The sequence below is a fragment of the Streptomyces sp. NPDC052301 genome, from assembly GCF_044593395.1.
Lineage (GTDB): Bacteria > Actinomycetota > Actinomycetes > Streptomycetales > Streptomycetaceae > Streptomyces.
This window is the reverse complement of record NZ_JBIUBE010000009.1, coordinates 323,711-348,346: the sequence shown is the minus strand read 5'-3', so window position 1 is coordinate 348,346 and position 24,636 is coordinate 323,711. Positions and strand designations below refer to the sequence as shown.

Below are 24,636 nucleotides of genomic sequence, written 5' to 3'. Positions count from 1 at the left end.
GGGACACCCTGGAAGCCCTGCGGACCGAGGTCGCCCTGGAACCCCTGCGGACCAAGGTCGCCCTGCGCACCCTGAACACCCGGGACACCCTGGAAGCCCTGCGGACCGAGGTCGCCCTGGAACCCCTGCGGACCAAGGTCGCCCTGCGCACCCTGAACACCCGGGACACCCTGGAAACCCTGCGGACCGAGGTCGCCCTGGAACCCCTGCGGACCGTTGTCGCCCTGGAAGCCCTGCGGACCCAGGTCGCCCTGCGCACCCTGAACACCCGGGACACCCTGGAAGCCCTGCGGACCGTTGTCGCCCTGGAAGCCCTGCGGACCGAGGTCGCCCTGCGCACCCTGAACACCCGGGACACCCTGGAAACCCTGGTGGCCCGGGACACCCTGGAAGCCCTGAGGGCCCTGGGGACCCGGGCCACCATTGCTCACCGGGCCCGGGTCGCCCTTGTCACCCTTGTCACCCTTATCGCCCTTGTCGCCCTTCGGCCCCTGAACACCCGGGACACCCTGGAACCCCTGGGGGCCCTGAAGACCCGGGACACCCTGCGGCCCCTGAGGACCGGTGTGCCCGCCCGGCCCCTGAGGGCCACGCGGTCCCTGCGGGCCCCGGTCGCCGTGCGGGTCGCTCACCTCGGCCTTCACCTTGCCCGGGGCGGCACTCATGGCGCCGTTCGGGCCGGGCAGCCCCGCACTGCTGTTCCCGCCGGACCGGTGAATCGCGTCGGCGACGGCGACCGCGCTCGGGGCGATGTTGAGCACCACCGCAAGCGCGCCCGCCGAAACCATCGTGGCGGATTTCACGCGTGAAATCCGCATCGTTCTACGGCTCACTGAGAACCTTCCTCGCGAAACTGGAGAGTGGGACCCCATCTCAAGCACACCCGAACAGTGCGCTCCCCGGATGGTGGCCACTGGCTGCCCATTGTTCACTTCGAGGGATGGGATGATTAGGCATCGGCCCGTGGCATAGTCCAATATCACCCGGCTGGCCGCAATGAGCCCCATGGTTTCAGCAGGCCGGGTAATTCCGAATCATTGGAGCGCACCTGTTGCGAGCCCTCTGCGATACGCGCCGCACTCCGCGAAGGAGGGCAGCAGGCCCTGCCGCGCGGCCTCCCCCAGTGTGGGCGCCGCCGCGTCCTTGTCGGAAAGGCACGGCAAGAGATCATCGGGCCAGGCAATGGCCAGCGAAGGGTCCAGTGGATTGATCCCGAACTCCCGTTGTGGCGCGTACCCCTCCGAACACAGATAGACAACCGTGGAGTTGTCCTCCAGCGCCATGAAGGCGTGGCCCAGCCCTTCCGAGAGGTAGACGGAACGGTGTGTTGTGTCGTCCAGCCGCACCGCCTCCCATTTCCCGAAAGTCGGGGAGCCGGTGCGAATGTCGACCACCACGTCGAGGACGGCGCCGCGGACGCACGTCACGTACTTGGCCTGTCCCGGCGGAACCGACGCATAGTGGATGCCGCGGAGAGTGCCACTGACGGAGCAAGAGCAGTTCGCCTGCGCCAGACGGAGCCCCTGGCCCAGAGAATCCTGGAATCTCTCGGCCTTGAACCACTCGTGGAACCGGCCCCTGCCGTCCTTGAACACCGTGGGCGTGTCCACCCACGCCCCTTCAATTTCCAGTGGTCGCACGCGGCCACTTCCTTCCACGACGCAGCTGTTTCTGCCGGACTTGATGTCCGGGTCTTCGGTACGTCAGCCACGCTGCTTTACAACGGCTGACCCAATGAGGTGGATCGCCGCTGGTCGCCGTGTCCGGGCGGGAGCTGAGCGTTCGGTGCGCGAGCGGAGAGTGTGTCGTGGATCGTGTCGGCTGATCCGTCACCGGCCGATCGGGCCGGACCGGGCCGGCTCGAAACACCCCCCTGATCACCGACGGACACGGCACGCCGCTCGCGGTGCTGCTGACCAGCGGCGAGCGCAACAACGTCAACCAGCCGGTGCCGCTCCTGGACGCGCTCCCGCTGCTCTCCCCGACCGAGGCGGCGCGTCTGCCGTCGCCCCCCCGGTGGGTGATCGAGCGCTCCTGCGCCTCGTTCCACGGCTTCCCACGCCTGCGCATCCGCCGGGAACGGCGCGCCGTTATCCACGAAGCGTTCCTCGAACTCGCCTGCCGCCTCGTCGCCCACCGGCGGATCGGCTCATCTCGACAGCCTTTGCCGGCCGGAGAAGGGCGTCGTCACGTAAAGGCTTCTGCCCCCGTACGCGGCATTTGCTCGCGGCGCGATTTGCTGGTCCCGCTTCCCCGTGGGGAAGCCACGAGATCTCGGTAATCCTCCAACAGACCCAGCAGGTAGTGGCCGTATCCGCTCTTGAGCAGCGGCTGGGCCAGCTCACGGAGCCGGTCGTCGCCGATCAGGCCTGCCCGCCAGGCCGCCTCCTCGATGCAGCCGATCTTGAAGCCTTGACGCTCCTCGATCACCCTGACGAATTCCGACGCCTGGACCAGGGAGGTGAAGGTTCCGGTGTCCAGCCACGCGATACCCCGGTCCAGCCGGGTGACCTGCAGCGTACCGGCCTCCAGATAGACGAGGTTGAGGTCGGTGATCTCCAACTCACCCCTGGCACTGGGCCGCAGGCCGCGCGCGATCTCCACGACGTGGTTGTCGTAGAAGTACAGTCCGGGCACGGCGTACCGCGACCTCGGCCGGGCGGGCTTCTCCTCGATGGACAGCACCCGGCCCCGCTCGTCGAACTCCACGACGCCGTAGGCGGAGGGGTTGGCGACCTGGTGCGCGAACACCCTGCCGCCCTCGAGATCGTCGTAGCCGGCCAGCCGTGTGCCCAGGCCGGTGCCGTGGAAGATGTTGTCGCCGAGAATCAGCGCGACCGGCTCGTCACCGATGAAGTCCGCCCCCAGGACAAAGGCATGGGCGATGCCCTCCGGACGCTCCTGAGCCACGTACTCCAGCCGCAGGCCCAGTCGGCTGCCGTCGCCGAGCAACCGGCGGAACTGAAACTGGTCTTCCGGGGTGGTGATGATCAGAATCTCCCGGACGCCCGCCATCAGCAGGGTGGAGAGCGGGTAGTAGACCATCGGCTTGTCGAAGACCGGCAGCAGTTGTTTCGACACCGAACGGGTCAACGGCCACAGCCTTGAGCCGGTCCCTCCGGCCAACAGGATTCCGCGCACGGCATCACCATAGGCGAATTGCCCGCAGATGAGCTTTTTTGCGGGGGTGTGGCGCGCAACGTGCGGCGGGTGTCGACCCGCATTCCCCGCAGGCGGATCGGCGAAGCGGACTCACCGTGCGTGGCGACACGGTCCGCTTACGCGAACCGACTCAACTTTAGACGAATTCCAAGCTAGGATGGTTTCCTGTCAGAGCACAGGAGGCCATCCCCATGTACGAACCGATACGCACGAAGTCGGTCCACAGCGCTCCGATGGCCGGCACCACCTCCGACTTCCCCCACCGGTCGCGCGAGGAGGAGCTGGACATCCAGCTCGCCGGGCATCTCGCCGCGCTGCTCACGGCCACCGACGAGCTGCGCGCGCTGACGCCCTCGCCCGGCCTCGACACGGCCGCCGAGCGACTGTCCGGCGAGGTGGCCAGGCTGCGGGGAGGCCGCACCCCGCTGCGGGCGACGCCGCCCGCGGCCGGTGACCCGGCCGCGCTGCACCGGCGCGCGCACGCTCTCGCCGGGCGCGCCCTGGTGGTCGCCGCCTCGCGCGCCGACACGGCCGCGGCGATCCTCGCGGCCGAGCGGATGGACGCGCACGCCGACGCACTGTCGCGACTGGAGGAGCTGAGCACGACCGCCTGACCCCTCACCCGGGTCTCTCGATCGGCCCCGGTCCGCGTGCACCCGCAGCGACGCGCGGACCGGGCGCCCCTTTCCTCACGAGCGCCGGATCGACCATGCCCTGAAGGCGTCAGATGAAGATGAAGAAGAGGACCAGGATCACCACCGCGAACACGACCCACCAGATCCACACGTGCCGGTGCCCGGTTCGTGGCCGGCTCTCGGGTCCGCCACCACGCGTTCTGTCCTGCGCCGGCTTCGGGTTCTCCGGCCGATCGCCGGAGTAGAAGTCACCACCGTCAGCCATGGGCTCATCCCCCGTTCCCGGGCCGCTCCCGGGTAGCGCTCGCCCGGTGTACGACACCACGTCCAGGGCCGGCGCGGGGAGGCAAGAGGCACGGCGACGAAGAACTCGGCAGGCGCCGCGCCCCACCCGCACAGGCGGAGCAGGCCCGTCGAAAAGACCGGGGCCCCGCACGCCGTTGTGCGGGGCCCCGGGGGGTGATCACCGCGGCCGGCCGTGACGATCTAGCTGGTCAGGGCACAGTCGGTAAAGCCGGCCGCGGAGTCTTCGGCGGGCGTTCAGCCCAGGCGCTCCACCAGCGCGCGGTACTGGTCCCACAGCTCCTTCGGGGTGTGGTCGCCGAAGGTGTTGAGGTGCTCGGGGACCAGGGCGGCCTCCTCGCGCCAGACCTCCTTGTCGACCGTGAGCAGGAAGTCGATGTCGGACTCGGACAGTTCGAGGCCGTCGGTGTCCAGCGCACCCTTGGCCGGCAGCACGCCGATCGGGGTCTCGACGCCCTCGGCCCTGCCGTCCAGCCGGTCCACGATCCACTTCAGGACACGGGAGTTCTCGCCGAAGCCCGGCCAGACGAACTTGCCCTCGTCGTTCTTGCGGAACCAGTTGACGTAGTAGATCTTCGGCAGCTTGGACTGGTCCTTGTCCTTGGCCACGTCGATCCAGTGGGCCATGTAGTCGCCCATGTTGTAGCCGCAGAACGGCAGCATCGCGAACGGGTCGCGGCGCAGTTCGCCGACCTTGCCCTCGGCCGCGGCGGTCTTCTCGGAGGCCACGTTGGCGCCGAGGAAGACACCGTGGTTCCAGTCGAAGGACTCCGTCACCAGCGGCACCGCGCTGGCGCGACGGCCGCCGAAGAGGATCGCCGAGATCGGCACGCCCTTGGGGTCCTCCCACTCCGGCGCGATGATCGGGCACTGCGAGGCCGGGGTGGTGAAGCGGGCGTTGGGGTGCGCGGCGGGCTCGGCGGAGTCCGGGGTCCAGTCGCGGCCCTTCCAGTCCGTCAGGTGGGCCGGGGTCTCCTCCGTCATGCCCTCCCACCACACGTCGCCGTCGTCGGTGAGGGCGACGTTGGTGAAGACGGAGTTGCCCCAGAGGGTCTTCATCGCGTTGGCGTTGGTGTGCTCACCGGTGCCGGGCGCGACGCCGAAGAAGCCGGCCTCGGGGTTGATCGCGTACAGGCGGCCGTCCTCGCCGAAGCGCATCCAGGCGATGTCGTCGCCGATGGTCTCCACGGTCCAGCCGGAGATCGTGGGCTCCAGCATGGCGAGGTTGGTCTTGCCGCAGGCGCTCGGGAAGGCCGCGGCGACGTACTTGGACTCGCCCTGCGGCGGGGTGAGCTTGAGGATCAGCATGTGCTCGGCGAGCCAGCCCTCGTCACGGGCCATGACGGAGGCGATACGCAGCGCGTAGCACTTCTTGCCGAGCAGGGCGTTGCCGCCGTAGCCGGAGCCGTAGGACCAGATCTCGCGATCCTCGGGGAAGTGCGAGATGTACTTGGTGGAGTTGCACGGCCACGGAACGTCGTCCTGGCCCTCCTCCAGCGGGGCACCGAGGGTGTGCACGGCCTTCACGAAGAAGCCGCTGTCGCCGAGTTCGTCGAGGACGGGCTGTCCCATGCGGGTCATCGTGCGCATGGAGACGGCGACGTAGGCGGAGTCGGTGATCTCCACGCCGATCGCGGACAGCGGGGAGCCGAGCGGGCCCATGCAGAAGGGCACGACGTACATGGTCCGGCCGCGCATGGAACCGCGGAACAGGCCCTTCTCGCCGGAGAAGATCTCCCGCATCTCCGCGGGGGCCTTCCAGTGGTTGGTCGGGCCCGCGTCCTCCTCCTTCTCGGAGCAGATGAAGGTCCGGTCCTCGACGCGCGCGACGTCGGTCGGGTCGGAGGCCGCGTAGTAGGAGTTGGGGCGCTTGATCGGGTCGAGCTTCTTGAAGGTGCCCTTGGCCACCAGCTCTTCGCAGAGCCGGTCGTACTCGGCCTCGGAGCCGTCACACCAGACCACGCTGTCCGGCTGCGTCAGTTCGGCGATCTCATCGACCCATGAGATCAGTTCCTGATGGGTGGTGGGAACGGTGGAAGCCGAGTTGTCGCGCGCCACGGTTGCTCCTAAGTGAGGGATTCATACCCTTGTGGGGGTTTTTTCCTTGTTGCCCCGTGGGGGCTGCGACCCGGATGCTTCGTGGACGCTCATCCGGTGCCGACCGCACTCATTTGATCGTATCCGACACGTGTGCCCATATGTCCAGGGGGCCTCACAGGTGAGCGAGGTGAGGAAGGCCACGATTACAGGCCTGTTTGCGTTCCCTTTGCGTGCAGGTGTGCTTCACCTGAAGGTCTTTTTGCGTACGACCGACCAAGACACGCCCTCACCACCGACTTACGGTGCCGTCGGTACCATGCCCCGCATGACTGCGTCCGCCCCCGACGCGCCCACGGAGACGCCGGCCAGCGGCCGCGGTCCCGTCGCGCTCTCCCTGCCGCATCCGGTCAAGCCCCGGCTCCGCGGCTGGCTGCACCTCGGCATGTTTCCGGCCGTACTCATCGCGGGCCTCGTGCTCACCGCTCTCGCCGACTCGACCAGAGGCCGCGTCGCCTGCGGCATCTACGTACTGACCGCCTGCCTGCTCTTCGGCGTCAGCGCGCTGTACCACCGGGGCAACTGGAGTCCCCGCATGGACGGCGTCCTGCGCCGCCTGGACCACGCCAACATCTTCCTGATCATCGCGGGCACCTACACCCCGCTGAGCCTGCTCCTGCTGCCCGGCGCCAAGGGCCGGTGGCTGCTGTGGGGCATCTGGGCCGCGGCGGCGGCCGGCATCGTCTTCCGCGTCTTCTGGGTCGGCGCCCCGCGCTGGCTCTACACGCCCTGCTACATCGCCATGGGCTGGGCGGCCGTCTTCTTCCTGCCCGACTTCATGCGCACCGGCGGGATCGCCGTCCTGGTCCTGGTGATCGTCGGCGGCCTGCTCTACAGCGCCGGCGGCGTGGTCTACGGCATCAAACGCCCGAACCCGTCACCGCGCTGGTTCGGTTTCCACGAGGTCTTCCACTCCTTCACGCTCGCCGCGTTCGTCGTGCACTACGTCGGCATCTCGCTGGTGGCGTACCAGCACGCGTAACCCCTCCCCCGCCCCTCACGGCCACGGCTCTCCAGCCGTGGCCGTTTTCGCATGCCTGGGAGCAGCCGACTGTTGACAGTAACCCGAATTTGAGAGCTACTCTCATTTCATGGTTACTGTCACTCAGAATCCTCGGCGCTGGTGGGCCCTGGGGGCCCTGGTCGCGAGCATGCTGGTGCTCGCCTTCGACTCGACGATCCTCAACGTGGCCCTGCCGACGATGGCCGGGCAGCTCGGTGCCACGACCGGGCAGCAGCAGTGGATGGCGGACGCGTACGTCGTGGTCTTCGCCGCGCTGATGCTCCCGGCGGGTCTGCTCGGCGACCGGTTCGGCCGCCGCCGGATGCTGATCACCGGGCTCGGTGTCTTCCTCGCGGGCTCGGTCCTGGGATCCCTGGCCTCGGGCGTGGACGCCGTCGTCGCGGCCCGCGCGGTGATGGGCGTCGGCGCCGCGCTGATCATGCCGCTGTCGCTGGCCGTGCTGCCCGCCATGTTCACCCCCGACGAGCGCGGCAAGGCCGTCGGCATGATCTCCGCCGCCTCCGCCCTCGGCATGCCGCTCGGCCCGCTGGTCGGCGGCTTCCTGCTCGACCACTTCTGGTGGGGGTCGGTCTTCCTGATCAACATCCCGATGGCCGCGCTCGGCATCGCCGCCTGCCTCCTGCTGCTGCCCGAGACCAGCGATCCCACGAGCCCGAAGGTCGACACCGTCTCCACCGCGCTCACCGCGACCGGCCTCGGCGCCCTCATCTACGCGATCATCGAGGCCCCGGACCGCGGCTGGACCGACGCGGTGGTGCCGGCGACGTTCGCGACGGCCGCCCTGCTGCTCGCCGCGCTCGTCCTGCGTGAACGCCGGATGAGCCGGCCCATGCTCGACATGACCCTGCTGGCCCACCGCGGCTTCCTGCTCAACACCGTCGCCGCGACCCTCGTGATGTTCGTGCTGTCCGGCCTGATGTTCGCCGTGCCGACCTACCTCCAGGCGGTGCTCGGCCAGGACGCCTTCGCCACCGGGGTGCGGCTGCTGCCGCTGTCGCTCGGGCTGATGGTCGCGGCCAAGGGCGCCCAGGCGGCCGTCGTCCGGTTCGGGGCACGCACGGTGGTCAGCGCCGGGCTGGTCGTCCTCGCCTTCGCCGCCCTGCTCGGCACCCGTACGACGGACGGCTCCGGCTACGGCTTCACCGCCCTGTGGCTGGCGTGCGCAGGCCTCGGCTTCGGCTTCGCGGTCGTCCCGGCGATGGACGGCGCGCTCGGCACCCTGCCCGGCGACCGGGCCGGCAGCGGCTCCGGACTGCTCATGACGCTGCGCCAGGTCGGCGGTGCCGTCGGTATCGCGCTGCTCGGCAGCCTCCTCGCGAGCGCCTTCCGGGACCGGCTCGACGTGACGGGGCTGCCCGGCCCGGTGGCGCACACGGCCGGGGAGTCGGTGGTCGCCGCGCACGCCGTCGCCGCGCGCACCCACTCCGCGCACCTCGCGGCCTCCGCGGACACCGCCTTCGTCCACGGCATGACCCTGGTCCTGCTCGTGTGCGGCATCGCCTCCCTCGTGGCCGCCCTGCTCGCCGCCCTGTTCCTGCCCGACACCCCCGTCGTACGGCGCACCGAGCCGCAGCAGGCCCCGGCCGTGGCCGCCCCCGCCGGGGATGCCGGACAATGACCGGCATGACGGCCGCACGCACCCGCAGCACCTCCCCCGCCGACCGGCCCCATGTCGGCCTGCGGGAACGCAAGAAGATCAAGACCCGGGAGGCGATCCGCGCGGCGACCTACGCGCTGGTCGAGGAGCAGGGCTACGACGCCACGACGATCGACCAGATCGCCGACCGGGCCGAGGTGTCGCCGTCGACCGTCTTCCGGTACTTCCCGACCAAGGAGGACATCGTCCTCACGGACGAGTACGACGCCGTCATCCTGGAGGAGATCAGGCAGCGGCCCGCCGAGGAGCCCTGGCCGGACACCATCCGGTACGTCATGCACCGGGCCGTCCAGCTCGGCACGTCCGAGGACGAGTCGGTCTCCCGGCTGCGCACCCACCTCATGGTCCAGGTGCCCGCGGTGCGCTCGCGGATGATGGAGAGCATGTCGGCCACCGGCCGGATGCTCTGCGAGGCCGTCGGCGAGCGCACCGGCCGCGACCCGGACAGCCTGGAGGTGCGGGTGTACGCGATGTCCCTGATCGGCGGCCTGATGGAGACGTCGATGTACTGGGCCGAGCACGGCCACCGGGACGATTTCGAGGCCCTCGTCGACCGCACCCTGGACGTCCTGGAGCACGGCCTGCCCACGGAAAACCGCTGAGGTCCGGGCGGTCTCCCGTGCGATCCTGACGGGGTGAACGGACCCGAGATCCACGTCGAAGTCGCCCCCGCCCTGCATCTGTTCGTGCCGTCGGCCCGGCGCACCGGCGCCACCCCGCTCGGCACCGACGGCGTCTCGACGCTCGGCCATGTCATCGAGTCCCTCGGCGTCCCGCTGACCGAGGTCGGCGCACTGGTCGTGGACGGCCGCGAGGTGCCGGTCTCGCACATCCCGAAGGCGGACGAGACGGTGAGCGTACGAGCCGTGGAGCGCCCCCAGCGGGTCCCCGGCGCCCCGCTCCGCTTCCTCCTCGACGTCCACCTCGGCACCCTGGCCCGCCGGCTGCGCCTGCTCGGCGTGGACGCCGCGTACGAGGCGACGGACATCGGCGACCCGGCCCTCGCCGCCCGCTCGGCGGCCGAGAAGCGGGTCATGCTCAGCCGCGACCGGGGCCTGCTGCGCCGCCGCGAGCTGTGGGCCGGCGGGTACGTCTACAGCACCCGTCCGGAGGACCAACTCCGCGACGTCCTCGACCGGTTCCGGCCCGAGCTGAAGCCCTGGACCCGGTGCACCGCCTGCAACGGGCTGCTGGACGAGGCCACCAAGGAGGAGGTGGCGGACCGGTTGCAGGGCGGGACGCAGCGGTCGTACGACGTCTTCGCGCAGTGTCGGGAGTGCGGGCGCGTCTACTGGAAGGGCGCGCACCACGAGCAGCTGGTGGCCATCGTGGAGCGCGCCCTGGCGGAGTTCGCCGGTTAACCCTTCCTGAGGTCCGCCTGTCCGCAGGCGATGCCGTCCTTGTCGGGGTCGAGGCCGAGCGGATCGTCCAGGCCGTTGACCTTCAGCCGGCCGTAGTCGTTCTTCTTCAGCCAGGCGCAGCGGGACGCCGCCGTCTTCCTCACGCCCTTCGGGAAGGCCGTCGGCACGCACACGTTGACCGACCCGTAGTGCCGGTCGCAGCCGGAGACGGTCGGGCTGACCGGCTGTGAGGTGCGCTTCCGGCCGGGTCCGGAGACCTTGCCGGACAGCGAGTCGGCGAAGGAGTGGACGTGCGGCGACGCGGCGGAGGCGCCGAGGGCCGCCGGTCCCGTCAGATGCACCCACTTGGCCACCGACGGTACCCCGTTCCCGTCGACCGCGAAGAGCATGTACCAGCCGGGCGGGGCGATGTCCGGGTTGTTGGTCACGTTGAGGTCGACGTTGTTGCCGTCCACCGCCAGCGGCAGGTCGACGAACCGCTGGTTCGGGTCGGAGGAGTGGGTGACCGCGGCCGGGCGGATCAGCTCGGCCCGGGCGACGGGCCGGTCGACCGTGATCCGCTGGGTGTCGCCGTACTTCCACTCCTGGTCGATCACCGAGGTGATCGTCGGCCGGGTGCCCTTGTAGAGGTACGGCGGGGTGTAGACGGACACGTTGTGGTTCCAGGTGCCGTTGCCGGGGTTGTCGCCGGTGGCCATCACGCGGCCGTCGGGCAGCAGGAACGCCGAGGAGTGGTAGCCGCGGGACTCGGGGTCGGCGGCGACGGGGGCGAAGGTGTTGCTGCCGGGGTCGTAGACCGACGACTCGTACACCGGGTCGGCCCGGTTGTGCAGGGCGCCCCCGGTCTCCAGCACCTTGCCGTCGGGCAGCAGCACTGCGGACACGTACATCTTGCCCTGGGCGCCGCTCTCCGCGACCTTGCCGTCGCCGAGGTCGACGGTGCCCTGCGGGATCGGCGGCCCGGCGACGTACGACGGGTCGGTCTGCTTGAGGTCGATCAGGTCGGTGAGGCGGTTCGCGTCCGGGTTGGCGTCGATGTTGCCGCCGCCGATGGTGAGGACCCGCTGGTCCTGCGCGGGCGGCAGCAGCACCGACGCCGACTGGTCGCGCTCGTCCTTGTTCCGCAGCCCGGGGACCTGGGTGACGGTGTTGGCGTCGTAGTCGTAGATCGCCGAGCCGGTGCCGGGGACGTTGTTGCCGAAGACATGGCTGCCCGTGTAGAAGAGGCGGCCGTCCTGCATCAGGATCATCGCCGGGTACAGACCCCAGTACGACCAGGTCTGGTTGACCTTCCACAGCGGCAGCCACTGCTGGTCCTCGTCCGACCAGCGCTCGGCGGTCACCGATCCGGTGGAGTCCTCGCGCAGCCCGCCGAAGGAGATGACGTCTCCGTTGCCCAGCTCGGTCGCCGACGGGTACCAGTGGCCGTCGTTGAGGTCGTTGGTCCTGCTGTAGGTCTCGGTCCTGGGGTCGAAGACGTACGAGTCCTTGAACCCCTCGTAGCCGTGCCCGCCCGCGACCGGGTACGCCTTGTTGCCGCTCATGACGAGGACCCGGCCGTCCTGGAGCTGGACGTGGCCCGCGCAGAACATGTCCTTCGGTGTCGGGATCACCTTGTAGGTGCCGTTCGCCGGGTCGTACACCGCGCTGGTGAAGCTGCCCGCCTCGAAGTTCTCCTCACTGTTGCCGGAACCGGCGATCAGCAGCACCTTGCCGTTGTTCAGGACGACGGAGTGCATCGAGCGGACCGGGTTCTGCGCCGGCAGCACCGACCAGCTGCCGTGCGCGCACTGGTCGTTCGTGCCCGTGCACCGGGCGGGCGGGAGCGGGTCCGCGACCTGGTCCATGGTGTAGTCGTCGGTGGTCGCCGAGCCGGTGCCGTAGACGGAGACACCCCAGGTGATGCGGTCGGTGCCGGCCGGGACCTCGGGGGTGCGGACGGTGGCCCGCGTCCAGTCCGACACCATGTCCAGCGTCTTGAGGTCGGTCCAGTACTGCCAGCCGGCGGTCGCGTCGTGCCGGAAGAGGGTGATGTTGGCGTCCGGGGTCGTGGTCCTGTACCAGAGCCCGAGGTCGTACTGCCTGCCGACGGTCACGGCCGGCGCGCAGTCGGTGGACTCGGTGATGAGCACCTTGCGGTCGCCGTCCACCCGCCGGGTCAGCGTGACCTTCATGGCCCGGGCCCCGGAGTGCGCGTCCGAGGTCGTCTGGAAGGTGACGTCGTTGTCGCCCCACCCCGACTTCTCCCAGCAGTACGGCATGCCGTCCGTACCGGCGGTCTCGAAGCCGGGGTTCTTGACCAGGTCGGCGGCGTCGGCGGACTCGGGTGCGCCCAGGAGCAGCCCGGCGGTCAGGGTACCCACCCCGGCCAGCGCGGTCCGTCTGCGGTACTTCCCGCTGCGGTACGTGCCTTGGCGGTACGTGGCTGTCACACGGCTCTCCTTGCTCGGCTCCCCCGGCGGCGAGGGAGGTAGACCAGGGCTTCGGTGCCGACGAAGCGCAGGACGAACGTCATGACCAGGGCGAGCGCGGTGGCGGGCAGGGCGCCCAGGTGGAACCGGCCGACGAGGAGGGCGATCAGGGGGATGCGCAGCACCAGGTCGGCGTTGGCGAGCAGCGCGAACCGGCCGAGCCGGTCCCACCAGCGGCGGTGCGCGCGCCGATCGCGGAAGAGAAGCTGCTCGATGAGCAGGAAGTTCCAGCCGACGCCGAACTGGTTGGCGAGGATCTCGGCGGGCACGTAGTGCAGGCCGAGTGCGGTGAGCGCGTACAGGCCCACCAGGTTCGGTACGAAGCCGCTCGCGCCGATCAGTCCGAAGCCGACCATGCGGGCGGCCGGCGAGGCGGTGCGCAGTCCGGCCAGGTGGTGCAGGAAGCGCAGGCCCTCCTTGGCGGTGGACTTGGACTCGCCGGCGTACCGGTCCCGGAAGACGAACGGGACCTCCGCGACCTGGCGGGGGCGGCTGCGTACGGCCAGTTCCAGCAGGATCTTGTAGCCGAGGGGCCTGAGCACGTCCGCCGTGACCGCGCTGCGCCGGATGGCGAAGAAGCCGCTCATCGGGTCGCTGATGCCGTGCAGCCGGCGCGGGAAGAGGCTCTTGGTCAGCCAGGTCGCGACGCGCGAGACGGCGACCCGGTAGCCACCGGCGAGCCCGGCCCGGCTGCCGCCCTCGATGTACCGGGAGGCGACGACGAGCCCCGCGTTCGCCCGCTCGCCGGCGGCCACCAACTCCGGTACCAGGGACGGCGGATGCTGGCAGTCGCCGTCCATGACGACGATCCATTCCGAGGTCGCCGCCCTCAGTCCCTCGACGACCGCCCCGCCGAGCCCGCCGACGGGTTCCTCGCGGTGCAGGACGGCCACCGGGAACGGGCAGTCCTGGGCGGCCTCGCGGATCACCTCGGGGGTGTCGTCGGTGGAGTCGTCCACGAAGACGACCTCGCAGGGCAGACGGGCGGGCACCGACTCGGTGATCTGGTGCAGTAGCTGCCGGATGTTCGCGGACTCGTTGAAGGTCGGTACGACGATGGTGACCGCGCCCGGCTCGGGGACCTCGACGGCGTCGAGGCCGGGGGCCGGCGCGGCGTACTCGTGGCTGGTCATCGCGTGCCTCCCGTGGCCTGTATCTGCCGGATCTCGATGCGGTCCGGGCCGCTGCCGAAGGTGGCGACCGGGGTGGAGTGCCGGATCGCGGACCTGACGCCGGGCAGGTCCTTGGCGTCGCGGCGGACGGTCGGCGAGGCGACGACGTAGTCGAGGTCCCGCCAGCCGTGCGGCATGGTCCGGGTGACGGCCGGGTCGAGGTCGGCCTTGTAGAACCAGATGGCGCCGAGACCGGGCCGGTATCCGGCGTGCACCAGGTCCAGCCAGAGGGCGTCGTCGACGAGGACGCGGGTGTCCTCGGGGTGCTCGACCTTGCTGCTCAGCCAGTGGGAGGCCTGCCGGTAGGGCTCGTTGGCGTCGGCGGTGAGGGCGGTGCGGTCGCCGTCGTACCAGTGCGGGACGACGTAGGCGCCGGCGGCGACGGCGAGGACCGCGGCGAGCGCGTACCGGCCGCCGGTGACGTACCGGCGCTCGCCCTCGGCCCGCCACCTGCGGACGACGGCGTGGGCGACGGAGGCGGCGCCGCCGGCCAGGACCAGGGCGAGGAAGGGCAGGGCGCCGATGATGTACATGGCGGGCAGATAGCCGCCCGGCCGCAGGGCGACGAGGGCGAGGACCGCCACGGTCAGGGACGGCCCGGCGAGGGCGCGGGCGGTGACCGACCAGCGCCAGGTGACGAGGAGGAGCAGCGCTCCGGCGAGGCCGCCGAGAGGCAGCACACGGTCGTAGTAGAGCCAGGAGTGCAGGACGCCGTGCGAGCCGGATCCCGCGTCGAGGATGAAGCCGGAACCCGGCCGGGACATCTGGTAGGTGATGCCGTCCCACAGCGAGACGTGCCCGGCGCCCGGGAACAGCTCGCCCTTCAGCAGGGCGAAGAGCGGGTAGGAGAAGCCGATCAGGGCGCAGGCGGTGACGGCTCCGGTGAGGGCGAACTTCCGGGTGTCACGGTGGCTGTGCCGCCACATGGTGACGAACAGGGCGGGCAGGACGACGAGCATCGTCTCCTTGGTCAGGACGCCCGCGGCGGCGGCGAGGCCCGCACCGAAGTGGTGCCAGAGGTGGCGGCTGGGCGAGGCGGCGAGGCAGAACGCCAGCAGTAGCCACATCACGGCGATGTTGTCGAGGAAGATCTCCCGGCTGAGGACGACCGCGAGCGGGGACAGCCCGAACAGCGCCATGCCGAGTCCGGCGGCCCAGCGGGGCAGCGAGAGCCGGCGGCCGAGCACGTAGACCAGGACCGCGCTGACGCCGGTGATCACCAGCATGGTGATCCGCATGGTGCCGACGGTCATCGAGCCGGGGCTGAGGGCCGAGGGGACCCAGCTGAGCAGGGCTATCTGGATCCAGCCGAGCGGCGGGTGGTCGTACCAGTAGGTGTAGTGGGCCAGGCCCCGGCCCTGCTGGACGGCCCAGGCCTGGGCGAGGTAGGTGCCCTCGTCGTCGCTGAGGGCCGGGTAGTCGGTGATGTTCCAGCCCTGGACGACGAGGATCGCCGTGAGCAGGGCACCGCAGAGCAGCAGGTCGGGGCGGGAGGAGCGGAGCCGCTCCGGGCCTCTTCGGCCGGCCGGACGCGCTTTTGGCACAGGGGGGTGCTGCGCGGGGACCTCGCCGGTCACCGCGGGAAGAGTGGAGGTCACGCGGGAACGTCCTCTCGGATCTGCTCGGCCGCGGTGAGGTGCGCGCCGACGTGCGTGGTCAACTCCCAGTCGTTGCGGCCGCGCTGCTCACGCCAGACGGCGCGGATCGCGGCACCGGCGAGCAGGACCTGGTAGAACGGGCCGCCCACGACGAGCTTCACGTAGTGCGCGAAGCGGACCCGCAGGCCGTACTGCTTGCCGAAGTCGTGCAGCCCGACCACTTCGAAGACGAAGGTGACGGCCGCGGTGACGAGCGGCAGGAAGGTGAAGAAGGCTACGCCGACCGGCACGTCGAGGAAGAGCGCGACGGCCGCGTTCAGCGGGATGATCACGCCGGAGAAGGCCTGCAGGAACGGGGTCATCAGTGTGTACCGGGCGAGCAACCGCTGTCCGAACGCGGGCAGTTGCTTCCAGTCCCGCTTGCGGTACACCTGCAGGAAGCCCTGGTTCCAGCGGGTGCGCTGCTTCAGCAGCGACATGAGGCTGCCGGGTGTCTCCTCACGGGTGACCATGTCGGAGTCGTAGGCGACGACGACCTTCTTGCCGACGCTGGACAGCCGGACGCCCAGGTCGCAGTCCTCGGCGAGGCAGTCGGGGTCCCAGCCGTCCGCTTCCCGCAGCACGTCCGTGCGGACGAAGACGGTGTTGCCCCCGAGCGGGATGAATCCTTTCTGCGCATGCAGATGGAGCCGGGAGCGGAACCAGAAGAAGTACTCCAGGCAGTTGCGCAGGCTGTACCAGCTGGAGTGGAAGTTGATGAGCTGGACGCCGCCCTGGACCACGTCCGCGCCGGTGGTCCGGAAGGCGTGGTCGACGTGGGCGAGCAGCTCCGGGTGGACCTGGTCCTCGGCGTCGAAGACCCCGACGACGTCACCGCGGCAGTGCGGCAGCGCCGTGTTCATGGCCTTGGGCTTGTTCTTCTTCTCGTGGGTGTCGACGACGACCCGGACGCGCGGGTCCCGGGCGGCGGCCTCCTCCGCGACGGCCGCGGTCCCGGGGTCGTCGTGTCCGACGATCACGATGATCTCGAAGTCGGTGTGCGTGGACCGCAGCAGCCGCTGGATGGTGTGGTCGAGCACGGCCTGCTCGTGCCGGGCCGGCACGAGCAGGGAGAACGACAGGTGTTCGGCGCCATCAGGTCTGCCGAACCGGGTGGAGGCCAGCACTTCCGGCGTGCGCCACGCGTGCATCTGCCACCACAGGGTGAAGGCCGCCATCCAGAACAGGGCCAGTGAGACGACAGCGATGAAGACAGACGTCAGCAAGCAGATCCCCCCAGATCCTGATTACCCCCGGTGGACACGACGGTGAGTCACGCACGCCGTGTCACTGTGGAGAGATTAGGAGGGATCTGTGAAGCGCGGGAGCTGTTCAGATAAATAACGTGTTTCGGAACGGCGGGCCAGCAAGCGGGATCTACCCGAACACCTGCTCACATTCGGACAGTTCGACGCTTACGCTCCCACGCGCAGAAGCCACGTACTGGCTGGTCAGCGGCCGTTGAGCGTGGCGCGCAACCGTTCCGGATCGGTCGTCGGGGCGTCACAGGTGAAATGACGGCAGACGTACGCCGCCGGTTCACCGGCCACGAGCGGACGGTCGGCGAGGAGCGGAAACTCGTCACTGTCCGTAGTGCCGACGGCGACGACGGCTCCCGGTGCGGTGCCCAGCAGCGCCGTACGGTGCAGGGCGCCGGTCCGTTCGTCGGTGCGGGACGGGCCGACGACCGCCACCTCCTTCGGCCCGTCGAGCAGGGCCTCGGCGACGGCGAGGCCCCAGCCGACGAACCGCGGCACGCGCGGCCCGAGGGTCTTCACGACACCCAACGCCCGCTCGGCGGCGGTCCGGTGGGCCTGAGACCCGGTGTGGGCGGCGTAGCCCAGCAGGGCACCGGCCGCGGCCGTCCAGCCGGAGGGGGCGGCGTTGTCGGTGGGGTCCTGGGGCCGGCGGATGAGCTTCTCGGCGTCGGAGGCGGTGTCGTACAGGGCGCCCGTCTCCGGATCGGTGAAGCGGTCGAGCACGTGGTCGAGGAGCAGGCCGGCGAAGTCCAGCCAGACGCCCTCGCCGGTGACGGAGGCGAGTGCGAGGAAGCCCTCGGCGACGTCGGCGTAGTCCTCCAGCACGCCCGCGTTGGGGCCGACGCGACCGTCCTTGCTGGTCCGGGCGAGGTGGGCGTGCTCGTCGAGGTGCACCCGGACGAGGAGGTCGGCGGCGGCGAGGGCTGCCTCGACCAGGTCGGGCCGGTCGAAGTAGGCGCCGGTCTCGGCGAGCGCGGCGACGGCGAGCCCGTTCCAGGCGGCGACGACCTTGTCGTCCCGGCCGGGAGCGGGGCGCCGGGCCCGGGCGGCGAGGAGGCGGCCCTTGACGGAGGCGACCTTCTCTGCGTCGGACACGCCCTCGTCCTGCGGGAGTTGGAGCACGGACTGCCCTTGCTCGAAGGTGCCCTCCTCGGTCACCCCGAAGTGCCGGGCGGCGAGTTCGGCGTCCGCGCCCAGCACCTCGCGCAGCTGCTGCGGCGTCCAGACGTAGTACGCGCCCTCGACGTGCCTGCCCGTTCCGTCGTCGCTGTCGGCGTCGAGCGCCGAGGCGAACCCTCCCTCGGACGTGCGCAGTTCACCGACGAGGAAGTCGGCGGTCTCCAGGGCGACCCGGCGGGCGAGGTCCGAACCGGTGGACCGCCAGAGGTGGGCGTACACCCGGCACAGCAGCGCGTTGTCGTACAGCATCTTCTCGAAGTGCGGCACGGTCCAGTCGCGGTCGACGGAATAGCGGGCGAAGCCGCCGCCGAGCTGGTCGTAGATGCCGCCGCGGGCCATGCGCTCACAGGTGTCCTGGGCCATCTGCAGCGCGCCCTCGGCGCCGGTGCGCGCGTGGTGGCGCAGCAGGAACTCCAGGACCATGGACGGCGGGAACTTCGGCGCCCCGCCGAATCCGCCGCGCTGCGCGTCGTACTCGCGGGTCAGCCCGAGCAGGGCCTGCGCGAGCTCCTGCTCGCCCGGGGCACGGTCGCCCTGGTGGCTGATCTCCCGCTGGGCGAGGTCGCGCACGATCTTCCCGGCGACCTCGGCGACCTCGTCGTGCCGGGTGGTCCAGGCCTGCTGGACCCCTTCCAGCACCTGCCGGAAGGAGGGCATGCCGTGCCGGGGCTCGGGCGGGAAGTAGGTGCCGAAGTAGAAGGGTTCGGCATCCGGGGTGAGGAAGACCGTCATGGGCCAGCCGCCGTGTCCGGTGGCCGCCTGGACGGCCTCCATGTAGACGGCGTCGACGTCCGGGCGCTCCTCGCGGTCGACCTTGACGCTGACGAAGTGCTGGTTCAGGTAGTCGGCGGTGGCGCGATCCTCGAAGGACTCGTGCGCCATGACGTGGCACCAGTGACAGCTGGAGTACCCGACGCTCAGCAGGACGGGTTTGCCGGCCTTGCGGGCCTCGTCGAAGGCCTCGGCCGACCAGGGCCACCAGTCGACGGGGTTGTCGGCGTGCTGGAGCAGATACGGGGACGTCTCATGGGCCAGTCGGTTCACCGTTCCACTCTCCCACGGGCTCGGGCACCGCGAAGAAACGCACGAGCACCGGGCGCGCCCCTTCCGGAGCCTCCTCGCGCGAGCGGCTGTACCGGTCGAGCAGGGCGTGGTACTCCCGCATGAAGTCGAGCAGTTCCTGCTTGGTCATCCAGGTGCCGTGGCGCTGGATCTGGGCCCAGCCCTCGGGGCCGCGGTACTCCTCGTAGGCACGGCGGTGGAGGGCGGTGTCCAACTCGATCTTGATGTGGGCGACCTGGACGGCGGCGGCGTACTCCTCCGCAGACATGGCGGCCGGGTCGGGCGTGGTGTGCCGGAAGGGCAGCGCCCGCCACCAGCGCTCGCGCCCGCCGGACTTCTCCGGGATCTCCTCGACGAGCCGCTGCTCGGCGAGTTTGCGCAGGTGGTAGCTGGTGGTGCCGGAGCTTTCGCCGAGTTCCCGGGCGAGGACGGTGGAGTTGGCCTCGCCGTGCCGGCCGAGGTACTCGAGGATCCGGCGGCGCAGGGGGTTGCCGAGGGACTTGTAGAGAGCGGTGCGCTCCAGGCTGGTCATCTCGGGCATGCCGTCGGTCATGACGTCACGGTAACCCTGAGAACCCTGAGACGTCCCCGACATCTGCCGAATTTTCTTTGCAGAACTTTCTCTGCGATTTACTGTGGAGGCAGCGGGAAGCCGCTGGATGCGGTCGGTACGCAGCGGGAGGACGCTGCCGGAAGGGGGCGCGGCGATGGGGAAGAAGTGGACGCTGGTGGCGCTGGGGGCGGCGGCGGTCCTCCTGGTGCCGTGGATGGTGGTGCTGGCGGTGACCCTGCCGGGCAGCACCGAGGTGGACCACTGGCCGCTGGCCTGGATCGGCCTGGACGTCCTGATGGCGGCGGGCTGCGCGGCAACGGCCCTGCTGGGCCTGCGCGGTGACCCCCGGGCCCGCCTGACGGCCTCCGCGACGGCCGCGGTGGCGGTCCTGGACGCCTGGTTCGACATAACGACGTCGGGGACGGGCGCCCCGCTGGCCGAGGCACTGGTGTGCGCGGTGGCGGAGGCGGCGCTGGCGGGGGCCTGCGCGGTGCTCGCGCTGGGCAAGGGCCGGCTGGCGGACCACGGGTTCGAGCACACCGGTGGACGGTGACCCCGCCCCGCGCCCCGTCGCCGCGACGAAGTGCCACGAAACCCTCACCCGCCCACTGATCGCTCCCCCTCGCCATCCCGCCTCCCCCGAAGGACACTCATGGGCAAGGAAGTTGCCGCCGGAGGGGGACGGGACATGCGGGACGACCATCGGGCGGAGGCCGAGCGGCTGCTGTCGCGGGCCGTGGAGGAGGAGGTACGGCGCTCGGGAGGGCGGCTCGACGGGCAGCTGCTGCTGTCGCGGGCGCGGGGCGGACTGGACGCGATGGCGCAGGCCGCCGGGGAGGAGTACGAGGCGTACGCGCGCGCTCTGGAGGAGGCCGAGGCCGGCCGGATGACCTTCGGCCAGCGGTATGCGCGCGAGGGAGCCGGAACCGCCTTACTGGTGGCGGCCGTTGCCGCGGTCGCCGCGGCCGTGGCCGACCTGTCCCTCGGCACCGGCACCGGCACGGCCGTCGGCGCGGGCGTCGTGGCGGGTGTGGTGGGCGCCGCCGCCACGGTGGTGAAGGTGGCCGGCTCCCATCTGCCCGCCGCTCATCACCGTGCGGGCGCGGCCGGTCAGCCCGGCGGCCCGGAGCAGCTGCGGCTGCAGTGGCTGACCGCGCTGGAGGTGCGGGGCATCCGCCCGTTCCTCGACCAGCAGCGGATGCTCAGCGCCTCCACGGGCCCGAAGAAGACCGCCGGCCCAGCACTGCGCGGCACGGACAAGAGCGCGGCGGCCCGCAGGCGCACGGTACTGGAGCAGTCGTTCGGTCAACTTCCCGAGCCGGACGGGACGTTCGCGGGGCGGCGGCAGGAGCTGGCGCGGATCAGGCAGTGGACGCAGGCGGCACGGGCGGCCACCGAGACCCGGCCGACGGTGGTCGTCCTGCACGGCGAGCCCGGCTCCGGCCGGAGCACGCTGGCGGTGCGCGCTGCGCACGATCTGCGGGACCACTTCCGGGGCGCGGTGGTCGTGGACCTGCGCGGCGGCAGCCGGGAGGAGGCCCCGCTGTCCACCCGGGACGCCCTGCTGCATCTGCTCAACCGGCTGGGCGCGCCCCGCGAGCAGCTGCTGTTCCGGGAGCGCTCCTCCCCCGACCAGCAGGTCAAACGGCTGAGCGAGCTGTACCACCGGCATCTGACGGGCCTGCCGGTGACGATCGTGCTGGACGACGCCTCGGACCCGGAGCAGGTGCGGGCACTGGTGCCGGAGCGTTCCGACAGCCTGGTCCTGGTCACCGCCCGTGCGGCGCTGGACCTGCCCGTGGATCTGCCGGCCCGGGTGCACCATCTGCCGGTCGAGGCGCTGGACGGGGCGGGTGCCGAGGAGCTGCTGGGCGCGGCGGCCGAGGACGCGTCGGGTCCGTACGACGCCGAGTCCGCCGAGACGATCCGTGCGCTGTGCGGAGGGCTGCCGCTGGCGCTGCGGATCGCGGGGTCGGCGCTGGGGCCGCGCTCACCCCGGCAGCTCGCCGGTGACCTGGGCGCGTACGGCCCGGTGGAGCCGGTGGAGCGGGCGCTGTGGCTGCGCTACACCGACCAGCCGGAGCCGGCGCGCCGGCTGCTGCGACGGCTCGCGCTGGCCGGGCGGGCCTCGCTGGGCACGGCGGCGGCCGCAGCCCTGCTCGCCACGGACGAGGCGGAGGCGACGCGCCATCTGTCCGCCCTGGCGCGGGCCGGGCTCCTCGACCATGTGCGCGGCAGCCGCTACCGGCTGCACGACCTGGTGCGCGCCTTCGCCCAGGCCCGGCTGCTGGACGAGGAGGACCCGGCCGAGCGCACGGCGGCGCAGGAACGGCTGATCGTGAACTACGCGGAGCTGGCCGACTCGGTGCTGCGCCTGGTCGACGGCAACGTGTCCACGCGGTCGAACCAGTTCGGCTCGCACGGCTTCACCTCGCTCGACGAGGCGCTGCGCTGGCTGGACGACGAGTCCAGCTTCATCACGGCGGCGCTGCGCCAGGCGGAGGGCGTGGACCAGGCGGCGGTGCTGAACCTGCTGGGCGCGCTGTGCGACTACTGCCTGCTGCGCGGCGACCTGTACCGGCTCGGCGAGATCAGCGAGCTGACGCAAGCCGTCGACCAGGGCCTGCTGGTGCGCTCGGTGCAGTGGCGCACCGGCATCGCGGCCCGGCAGCTGGGCGAGCTGGACAAGGCGCGCACCACCCTGGCCTCGGTGGTGGACCTGTACCGGGAGGCCCACCACGACGCGGGTGCGGCCCGCGCCCTGTGCTCGCTCGGCATCACCCTGCACCACCAGGGCAATCTCACCGAGGCCGCCGCCAAGCTCCAGGAGGCGCTGGACCTGCAGGCGGCGCCGGAGCTGGCGACCGACCGGGCGTGGACGATGCACGCCCTCGCCGCGGTGCAGCGGGACCGGGCCCGGCTTTCGGAGGCACTGGAGCTGCTCACCGCCTCCCTGGTCCTGCACCGCGAGGGCGGCTCGGTGCACGGCGAGGCCTGGGCGCACTTCCAGCTCGGCCAGCTGGCGCTGCGCATGGGCGACGTGCCGCGTGCGCAGAAGGAGCTGCGGGCCGCCCTGGAGCGGTACGGCCGTACCCACGACGCCCGCGGCGAGGCGTGGGCGCTGACCCAGCTCGCCCGGGCCCGGCTGGTGGACGGCGACGCCTCGGCCGCCGTCGACGCCCTGCGGCAGGCCGCCGCCCGGCACAGGGAGAACGAGGACGCGCGCGGCGAGGCGTGGACGCTGTTCTACCTGGGGCAGGCACTGGAGGAGACCGGCGAGCTGGACCAGGCGGTCCGCGACCTGGAGCGGTCCCGGACGATGTTCTCCCGGATGCGCGACGTCTACGGTCTGGCCTGCGCCCGGCACCACTCGGCCCGGGTCACCCGGGACCAGCGGGCCGCGCAGACCGGCTCGCTGCGCAATTCCGGCTTCGCCCGTCAGCTGCTGGTGGACGCCCGCGCCGACTTCCAGCGCATCGGCGTCGCCCACGGCGAGGCATGGACCTGCCTGGAGCTGGCGGTGGTCGACGCCGGCAACGCCCGCACCCAGCAGGCGCTGGCCCTGTGCGACGAGGCACTCGACCTGTTCGCCTCCTACGGCGACCGGCGCGGCGAGGACTGGGCCCGCTTCCTGCGCTGCACCCTGCTGCCGTACGCGGCGCCGGGCGGGACGGAGGTGGGCACGGCTGTCGCCCAGGAGGAGCTGGCCCAGCTGGAGCGCGCCACGCATCCGCTGCGCGACGAGAAGCTCACCGACTTCCTCCCGACGTACGCCCTGCTGCTGGAGCGGGGGGTGAGCCTGGAGGCCGGCTGGCAGGCCTGGCGTCTGCGCATGACGCCGGACCGCCACGCCCGGGAGGTGATGGGGGTGGCGGTGCCGGCGGGACGCTGAGGTTTCGGGTCAGCTCCGCCGTGCCGTGGAGTCCGCCTGCTCGTCCTTCGCCTCCGGGTCGGGGGCCTCCTTGAAGTCGACCTTCCGCATCTGCTTGCTCATCGACTTCATCAGGCCCCAGACCGCCAGGGCCATCACCGCGAAGACGACGAAGCCGAGGACGCCGGGGGTGACCTTGTTCTCGTCCACCTCCTTGGCGAGGGGGACGAGGTGCGTCACTGCCAGGCTCACGCTTGCGCTCATGTCAGGCATTGTCCCGGATGCCCGCGAAGAGGTCGTCCTCGGGGAGGGAGGTGTCGACGAGCGACTTCGCCAGCTCGTACTCCTCCGTGGGCCAGACCTCCTTCTGCAGCTCCATCGGGACCTTGAACCAGCCGCCGTCCGGGTCGATCTGGGTGGCGTGCGCGATCAGCGCCTTGTCGCGGATCTCGAAGAACTCCGCGCACGGCACGTGCGTGGTCAGCGTGCGCTCGGTGCGCTCGATCTCGCTCCAGCGCTTGAGCCATTCCCCGTACGGCGACTCCAGGCCGCGGTCGAGCATCGCGTTGTGCAGCGCCTCGGTGCGGGGGCGGTTGAAGCCCTGGTTGTAGTAGAGCTTCAGCGGCTGGTAGGCGGTCCCGAACTCGCTCTCGGGGTACTTCTCGGTGTCCGCCGCGCCCTCGAACGCCACCATGGAGATCTTGTGGGTCATGATGTGGTCGGGGTGCGGGTAGCCGCCGTTCTCGTCGTAGGTGGTGATCACCTGCGGGCGGAAGGAGCGGATCTGCCTCACCAGCTCACCGGCCGCCTTGTCGACGTCCTCCAGGGCGAAGCAGCCCTCGGGCAGCGGCGGCAGCGGGTCGCCCTCCGGCAGACCGGAGTCGACGAAGCCGAGCCACTCCTGCTTCACCCCGAGGATCTCCCGGGCCTCGTCCATCTCCTTCTTGCGTACCTCGTGGATGTGCTCCTCGATGTACGCATCGCCCTGCAGTTTCGGATTGAGGATGGACCCGCGCTCGCCGCCGGTGCAGGTCACCACCAGCACATCCACCCCCTCGGACACGTACTTCGCCATGGTCGCCGCGCCCTTGCTCGACTCGTCGTCGGGGTGCGCGTGAACGGCCATCAGTCGTAGCTGGTCAGTCAAGACTCAATCCTCGTAAGTCGGCGCCCCCGTGACTTGGGGTGCGATC

General features: G+C 70.9%; 20 protein-coding genes and 1 pseudogene. 9 read left to right on the top strand and 12 right to left on the bottom strand.

All coding sequences use genetic code 11. From position 1 onward, the window contains the following. Nucleotides 1-809: hypothetical protein (locus ACIHEJ_RS26685; protein WP_400139152.1), on the top strand; the 809-nt coding region annotated here is incomplete at its 5' end. Between the two features lie 225 nt (nucleotides 810-1,034). Here ACIHEJ_RS26685 and ACIHEJ_RS26680 read toward each other — a convergent pair. Beyond that, nucleotides 1,035-1,640, bottom strand: coding sequence for a dTDP-4-dehydrorhamnose 3,5-epimerase family protein (locus ACIHEJ_RS26680; RefSeq protein WP_400139151.1), 606 nt, complete (start codon nucleotides 1,638-1,640; stop codon nucleotides 1,035-1,037). A 374-nt stretch (nucleotides 1,641-2,014) separates the two neighbouring features. Here ACIHEJ_RS26680 and ACIHEJ_RS26675 point away from each other — a divergent pair. Further along, nucleotides 2,015-2,131, top strand: a pseudogene (locus ACIHEJ_RS26675) (IS5/IS1182 family transposase); the annotation flags it as partial. A 56-nt stretch (nucleotides 2,132-2,187) separates the two neighbouring features. On the opposite strand, the gene rfbA reads toward ACIHEJ_RS26675, so the two are convergent. Beyond that, nucleotides 2,188-3,141 (bottom strand): glucose-1-phosphate thymidylyltransferase RfbA, encoded by a 954-nt coding sequence (gene rfbA, locus ACIHEJ_RS26670; protein ID WP_400139150.1) that lies wholly within the window; start codon nucleotides 3,139-3,141, stop codon nucleotides 2,188-2,190. Between the two features lie 212 nt (nucleotides 3,142-3,353). Between rfbA and ACIHEJ_RS26665 the strand changes: the two genes are divergently transcribed. Continuing rightward, nucleotides 3,354-3,776, top strand: a complete 423-nt coding sequence (locus tag ACIHEJ_RS26665; RefSeq protein WP_400139149.1) for a hypothetical protein — start codon at nucleotides 3,354-3,356, stop codon at nucleotides 3,774-3,776. Nucleotides 3,777-3,885: 109 nt separating this feature from the next. On the opposite strand, the gene ACIHEJ_RS26660 is transcribed toward ACIHEJ_RS26665, so the two are convergent. Together ACIHEJ_RS26660 and ACIHEJ_RS26655 are read right to left on the bottom strand one after the other, a co-directional pair. Then, nucleotides 3,886-4,062 carry a hypothetical protein gene (locus tag ACIHEJ_RS26660; protein WP_400139148.1) on the bottom strand — a complete coding sequence of 59 codons (177 nt, stop codon included), beginning with the start codon at nucleotides 4,060-4,062 and terminating at the stop codon, nucleotides 3,886-3,888. A gap of 275 nt (nucleotides 4,063-4,337) precedes the next feature. Further along, nucleotides 4,338-6,158 (bottom strand): phosphoenolpyruvate carboxykinase (GTP), encoded by a 1,821-nt coding sequence (locus tag ACIHEJ_RS26655; protein WP_400139147.1) that lies wholly within the window; start codon nucleotides 6,156-6,158, stop codon nucleotides 4,338-4,340. Between the two features lie 307 nt (nucleotides 6,159-6,465). Between ACIHEJ_RS26655 and ACIHEJ_RS26650 the strand changes: the two genes are divergently transcribed. From ACIHEJ_RS26650 to ACIHEJ_RS26635, 4 genes are all read left to right on the top strand, one after another. Continuing rightward, the gene (locus ACIHEJ_RS26650; RefSeq protein ID WP_400139146.1) at nucleotides 6,466-7,179 is read left to right on the top strand and encodes a hemolysin III family protein; all 714 of its coding nucleotides are present in this window, start codon (nucleotides 6,466-6,468) and stop codon (nucleotides 7,177-7,179) included. 109 nt (nucleotides 7,180-7,288) lie between these two features. After that, a complete protein-coding gene (locus ACIHEJ_RS26645; protein WP_400139145.1) occupies nucleotides 7,289-8,839 on the top strand; it encodes an MFS transporter in 1,551 nt (516 codons plus the stop codon). After that, nucleotides 8,836-9,480, top strand: a complete 645-nt coding sequence (locus ACIHEJ_RS26640; RefSeq protein WP_400139144.1) for a TetR/AcrR family transcriptional regulator — start codon at nucleotides 8,836-8,838, stop codon at nucleotides 9,478-9,480. Before ACIHEJ_RS26645 ends, ACIHEJ_RS26640 begins: the two co-directional genes overlap by 4 nt. A gap of 33 nt (nucleotides 9,481-9,513) precedes the next feature. Beyond that, complete coding sequence (locus tag ACIHEJ_RS26635; RefSeq protein WP_400139143.1) at nucleotides 9,514-10,239, top strand: Mut7-C RNAse domain-containing protein; 726 nt, start codon at nucleotides 9,514-9,516, stop codon at nucleotides 10,237-10,239. On the opposite strand, the gene ACIHEJ_RS26630 is transcribed toward ACIHEJ_RS26635, so the two are convergent. The 6 genes from ACIHEJ_RS26630 to ACIHEJ_RS26605 form a co-directional block, all read right to left on the bottom strand. Then, entirely contained in the window at nucleotides 10,236-12,500 is a 2,265-nt protein-coding gene (locus ACIHEJ_RS26630; RefSeq protein ID WP_400139171.1) for a galactose oxidase-like domain-containing protein, read from the bottom strand. The genes ACIHEJ_RS26635 and ACIHEJ_RS26630 overlap by 4 nt on opposite strands. A gap of 167 nt (nucleotides 12,501-12,667) precedes the next feature. Further along, nucleotides 12,668-13,843 carry a glycosyltransferase gene (locus ACIHEJ_RS26625; RefSeq protein WP_400139142.1) on the bottom strand — a complete coding sequence of 392 codons (1,176 nt, stop codon included), beginning with the start codon at nucleotides 13,841-13,843 and terminating at the stop codon, nucleotides 12,668-12,670. Then, nucleotides 13,840-15,480: an ArnT family glycosyltransferase gene (locus ACIHEJ_RS26620; RefSeq protein ID WP_400139141.1), complete on the bottom strand. Its 1,641-nt coding sequence runs from the start codon at nucleotides 15,478-15,480 to the stop codon at nucleotides 13,840-13,842. Before ACIHEJ_RS26620 ends, ACIHEJ_RS26625 begins: the two co-directional genes overlap by 4 nt. Beyond that, nucleotides 15,477-16,745 carry a glycosyltransferase gene (locus ACIHEJ_RS26615; protein ID WP_400139140.1) on the bottom strand — a complete coding sequence of 423 codons (1,269 nt, stop codon included), beginning with the start codon at nucleotides 16,743-16,745 and terminating at the stop codon, nucleotides 15,477-15,479. The genes ACIHEJ_RS26620 and ACIHEJ_RS26615 overlap by 4 nt, the downstream gene beginning before the upstream one ends. A gap of 225 nt (nucleotides 16,746-16,970) precedes the next feature. Further along, nucleotides 16,971-19,001 (bottom strand): thioredoxin domain-containing protein, encoded by a 2,031-nt coding sequence (locus ACIHEJ_RS26610; protein WP_400139139.1) that lies wholly within the window; start codon nucleotides 18,999-19,001, stop codon nucleotides 16,971-16,973. After that, nucleotides 18,982-19,572: an ArsR/SmtB family transcription factor gene (locus ACIHEJ_RS26605; protein ID WP_400139138.1), complete on the bottom strand. Its 591-nt coding sequence runs from the start codon at nucleotides 19,570-19,572 to the stop codon at nucleotides 18,982-18,984. The genes ACIHEJ_RS26610 and ACIHEJ_RS26605 overlap by 20 nt, the downstream gene beginning before the upstream one ends. 154 nt (nucleotides 19,573-19,726) lie before the next feature. Here ACIHEJ_RS26605 and ACIHEJ_RS26600 point away from each other — a divergent pair, with 154 nt between their 5' ends. Both ACIHEJ_RS26600 and ACIHEJ_RS26595 read left to right on the top strand, forming a co-directional pair. Then, nucleotides 19,727-20,125, top strand: coding sequence for a hypothetical protein (locus ACIHEJ_RS26600; RefSeq protein ID WP_400139137.1), 399 nt, complete (start codon nucleotides 19,727-19,729; stop codon nucleotides 20,123-20,125). A gap of 135 nt (nucleotides 20,126-20,260) precedes the next feature. After that, on the top strand, nucleotides 20,261-23,464 hold the full coding sequence (locus tag ACIHEJ_RS26595; protein WP_400139170.1) for a tetratricopeptide repeat protein: 3,204 nt from the start codon (nucleotides 20,261-20,263) through the stop codon (nucleotides 23,462-23,464). Nucleotides 23,465-23,473: 9 nt separating this feature from the next. On the opposite strand, the gene ACIHEJ_RS26590 is transcribed toward ACIHEJ_RS26595, so the two are convergent. Next, complete coding sequence (locus tag ACIHEJ_RS26590; RefSeq protein ID WP_366015350.1) at nucleotides 23,474-23,716, bottom strand: hypothetical protein; 243 nt, start codon at nucleotides 23,714-23,716, stop codon at nucleotides 23,474-23,476. Beyond that, a complete protein-coding gene (mca, locus tag ACIHEJ_RS26585) occupies nucleotides 23,709-24,569 on the bottom strand; it encodes a mycothiol conjugate amidase Mca (RefSeq protein ID WP_400139169.1) in 861 nt (286 codons plus the stop codon). The genes ACIHEJ_RS26590 and mca overlap by 8 nt, the downstream gene beginning before the upstream one ends. Nucleotides 24,570-24,636 lie beyond the last annotated feature (67 nt).

Excerpts from the sequence above, each read along its gene's own strand:
- ACIHEJ_RS26660 (WP_400139148.1), bottom strand. The coding sequence starts at position 4,062 with ATGGCTGACGGTGGTGACTTCTACTCCGGCGATCGGCCGGAGAACCCG.
- ACIHEJ_RS26590 (WP_366015350.1), bottom strand. The coding sequence starts at position 23,716 with ATGCCTGACATGAGCGCAAGCGTGAGCCTGGCAGTGACGCACCTCGTC.
- ACIHEJ_RS26650 (WP_400139146.1), top strand. The coding sequence starts at position 6,466 with ATGACTGCGTCCGCCCCCGACGCGCCCACGGAGACGCCGGCCAGCGGC.
- ACIHEJ_RS26625 (WP_400139142.1), bottom strand. The coding sequence starts at position 13,843 with ATGACCAGCCACGAGTACGCCGCGCCGGCCCCCGGCCTCGACGCCGTC.
- ACIHEJ_RS26640 (WP_400139144.1), top strand. The coding sequence starts at position 8,836 with ATGACCGGCATGACGGCCGCACGCACCCGCAGCACCTCCCCCGCCGAC.
- ACIHEJ_RS26630 (WP_400139171.1), bottom strand. The coding sequence starts at position 12,500 with ATGCCGTACTGCTGGGAGAAGTCGGGGTGGGGCGACAACGACGTCACC.
- ACIHEJ_RS26600 (WP_400139137.1), top strand. The coding sequence starts at position 19,727 with ATGGGGAAGAAGTGGACGCTGGTGGCGCTGGGGGCGGCGGCGGTCCTC.
- mca (WP_400139169.1), bottom strand. The coding sequence starts at position 24,569 with ATGGCCGTTCACGCGCACCCCGACGACGAGTCGAGCAAGGGCGCGGCG.
- ACIHEJ_RS26605 (WP_400139138.1), bottom strand. The coding sequence starts at position 19,572 with ATGACCGACGGCATGCCCGAGATGACCAGCCTGGAGCGCACCGCTCTC.
- ACIHEJ_RS26665 (WP_400139149.1), top strand. The coding sequence starts at position 3,354 with ATGTACGAACCGATACGCACGAAGTCGGTCCACAGCGCTCCGATGGCC.
- ACIHEJ_RS26645 (WP_400139145.1), top strand. The coding sequence starts at position 7,289 with ATGGTTACTGTCACTCAGAATCCTCGGCGCTGGTGGGCCCTGGGGGCC.
- ACIHEJ_RS26595 (WP_400139170.1), top strand. The coding sequence starts at position 20,261 with ATGCGGGACGACCATCGGGCGGAGGCCGAGCGGCTGCTGTCGCGGGCC.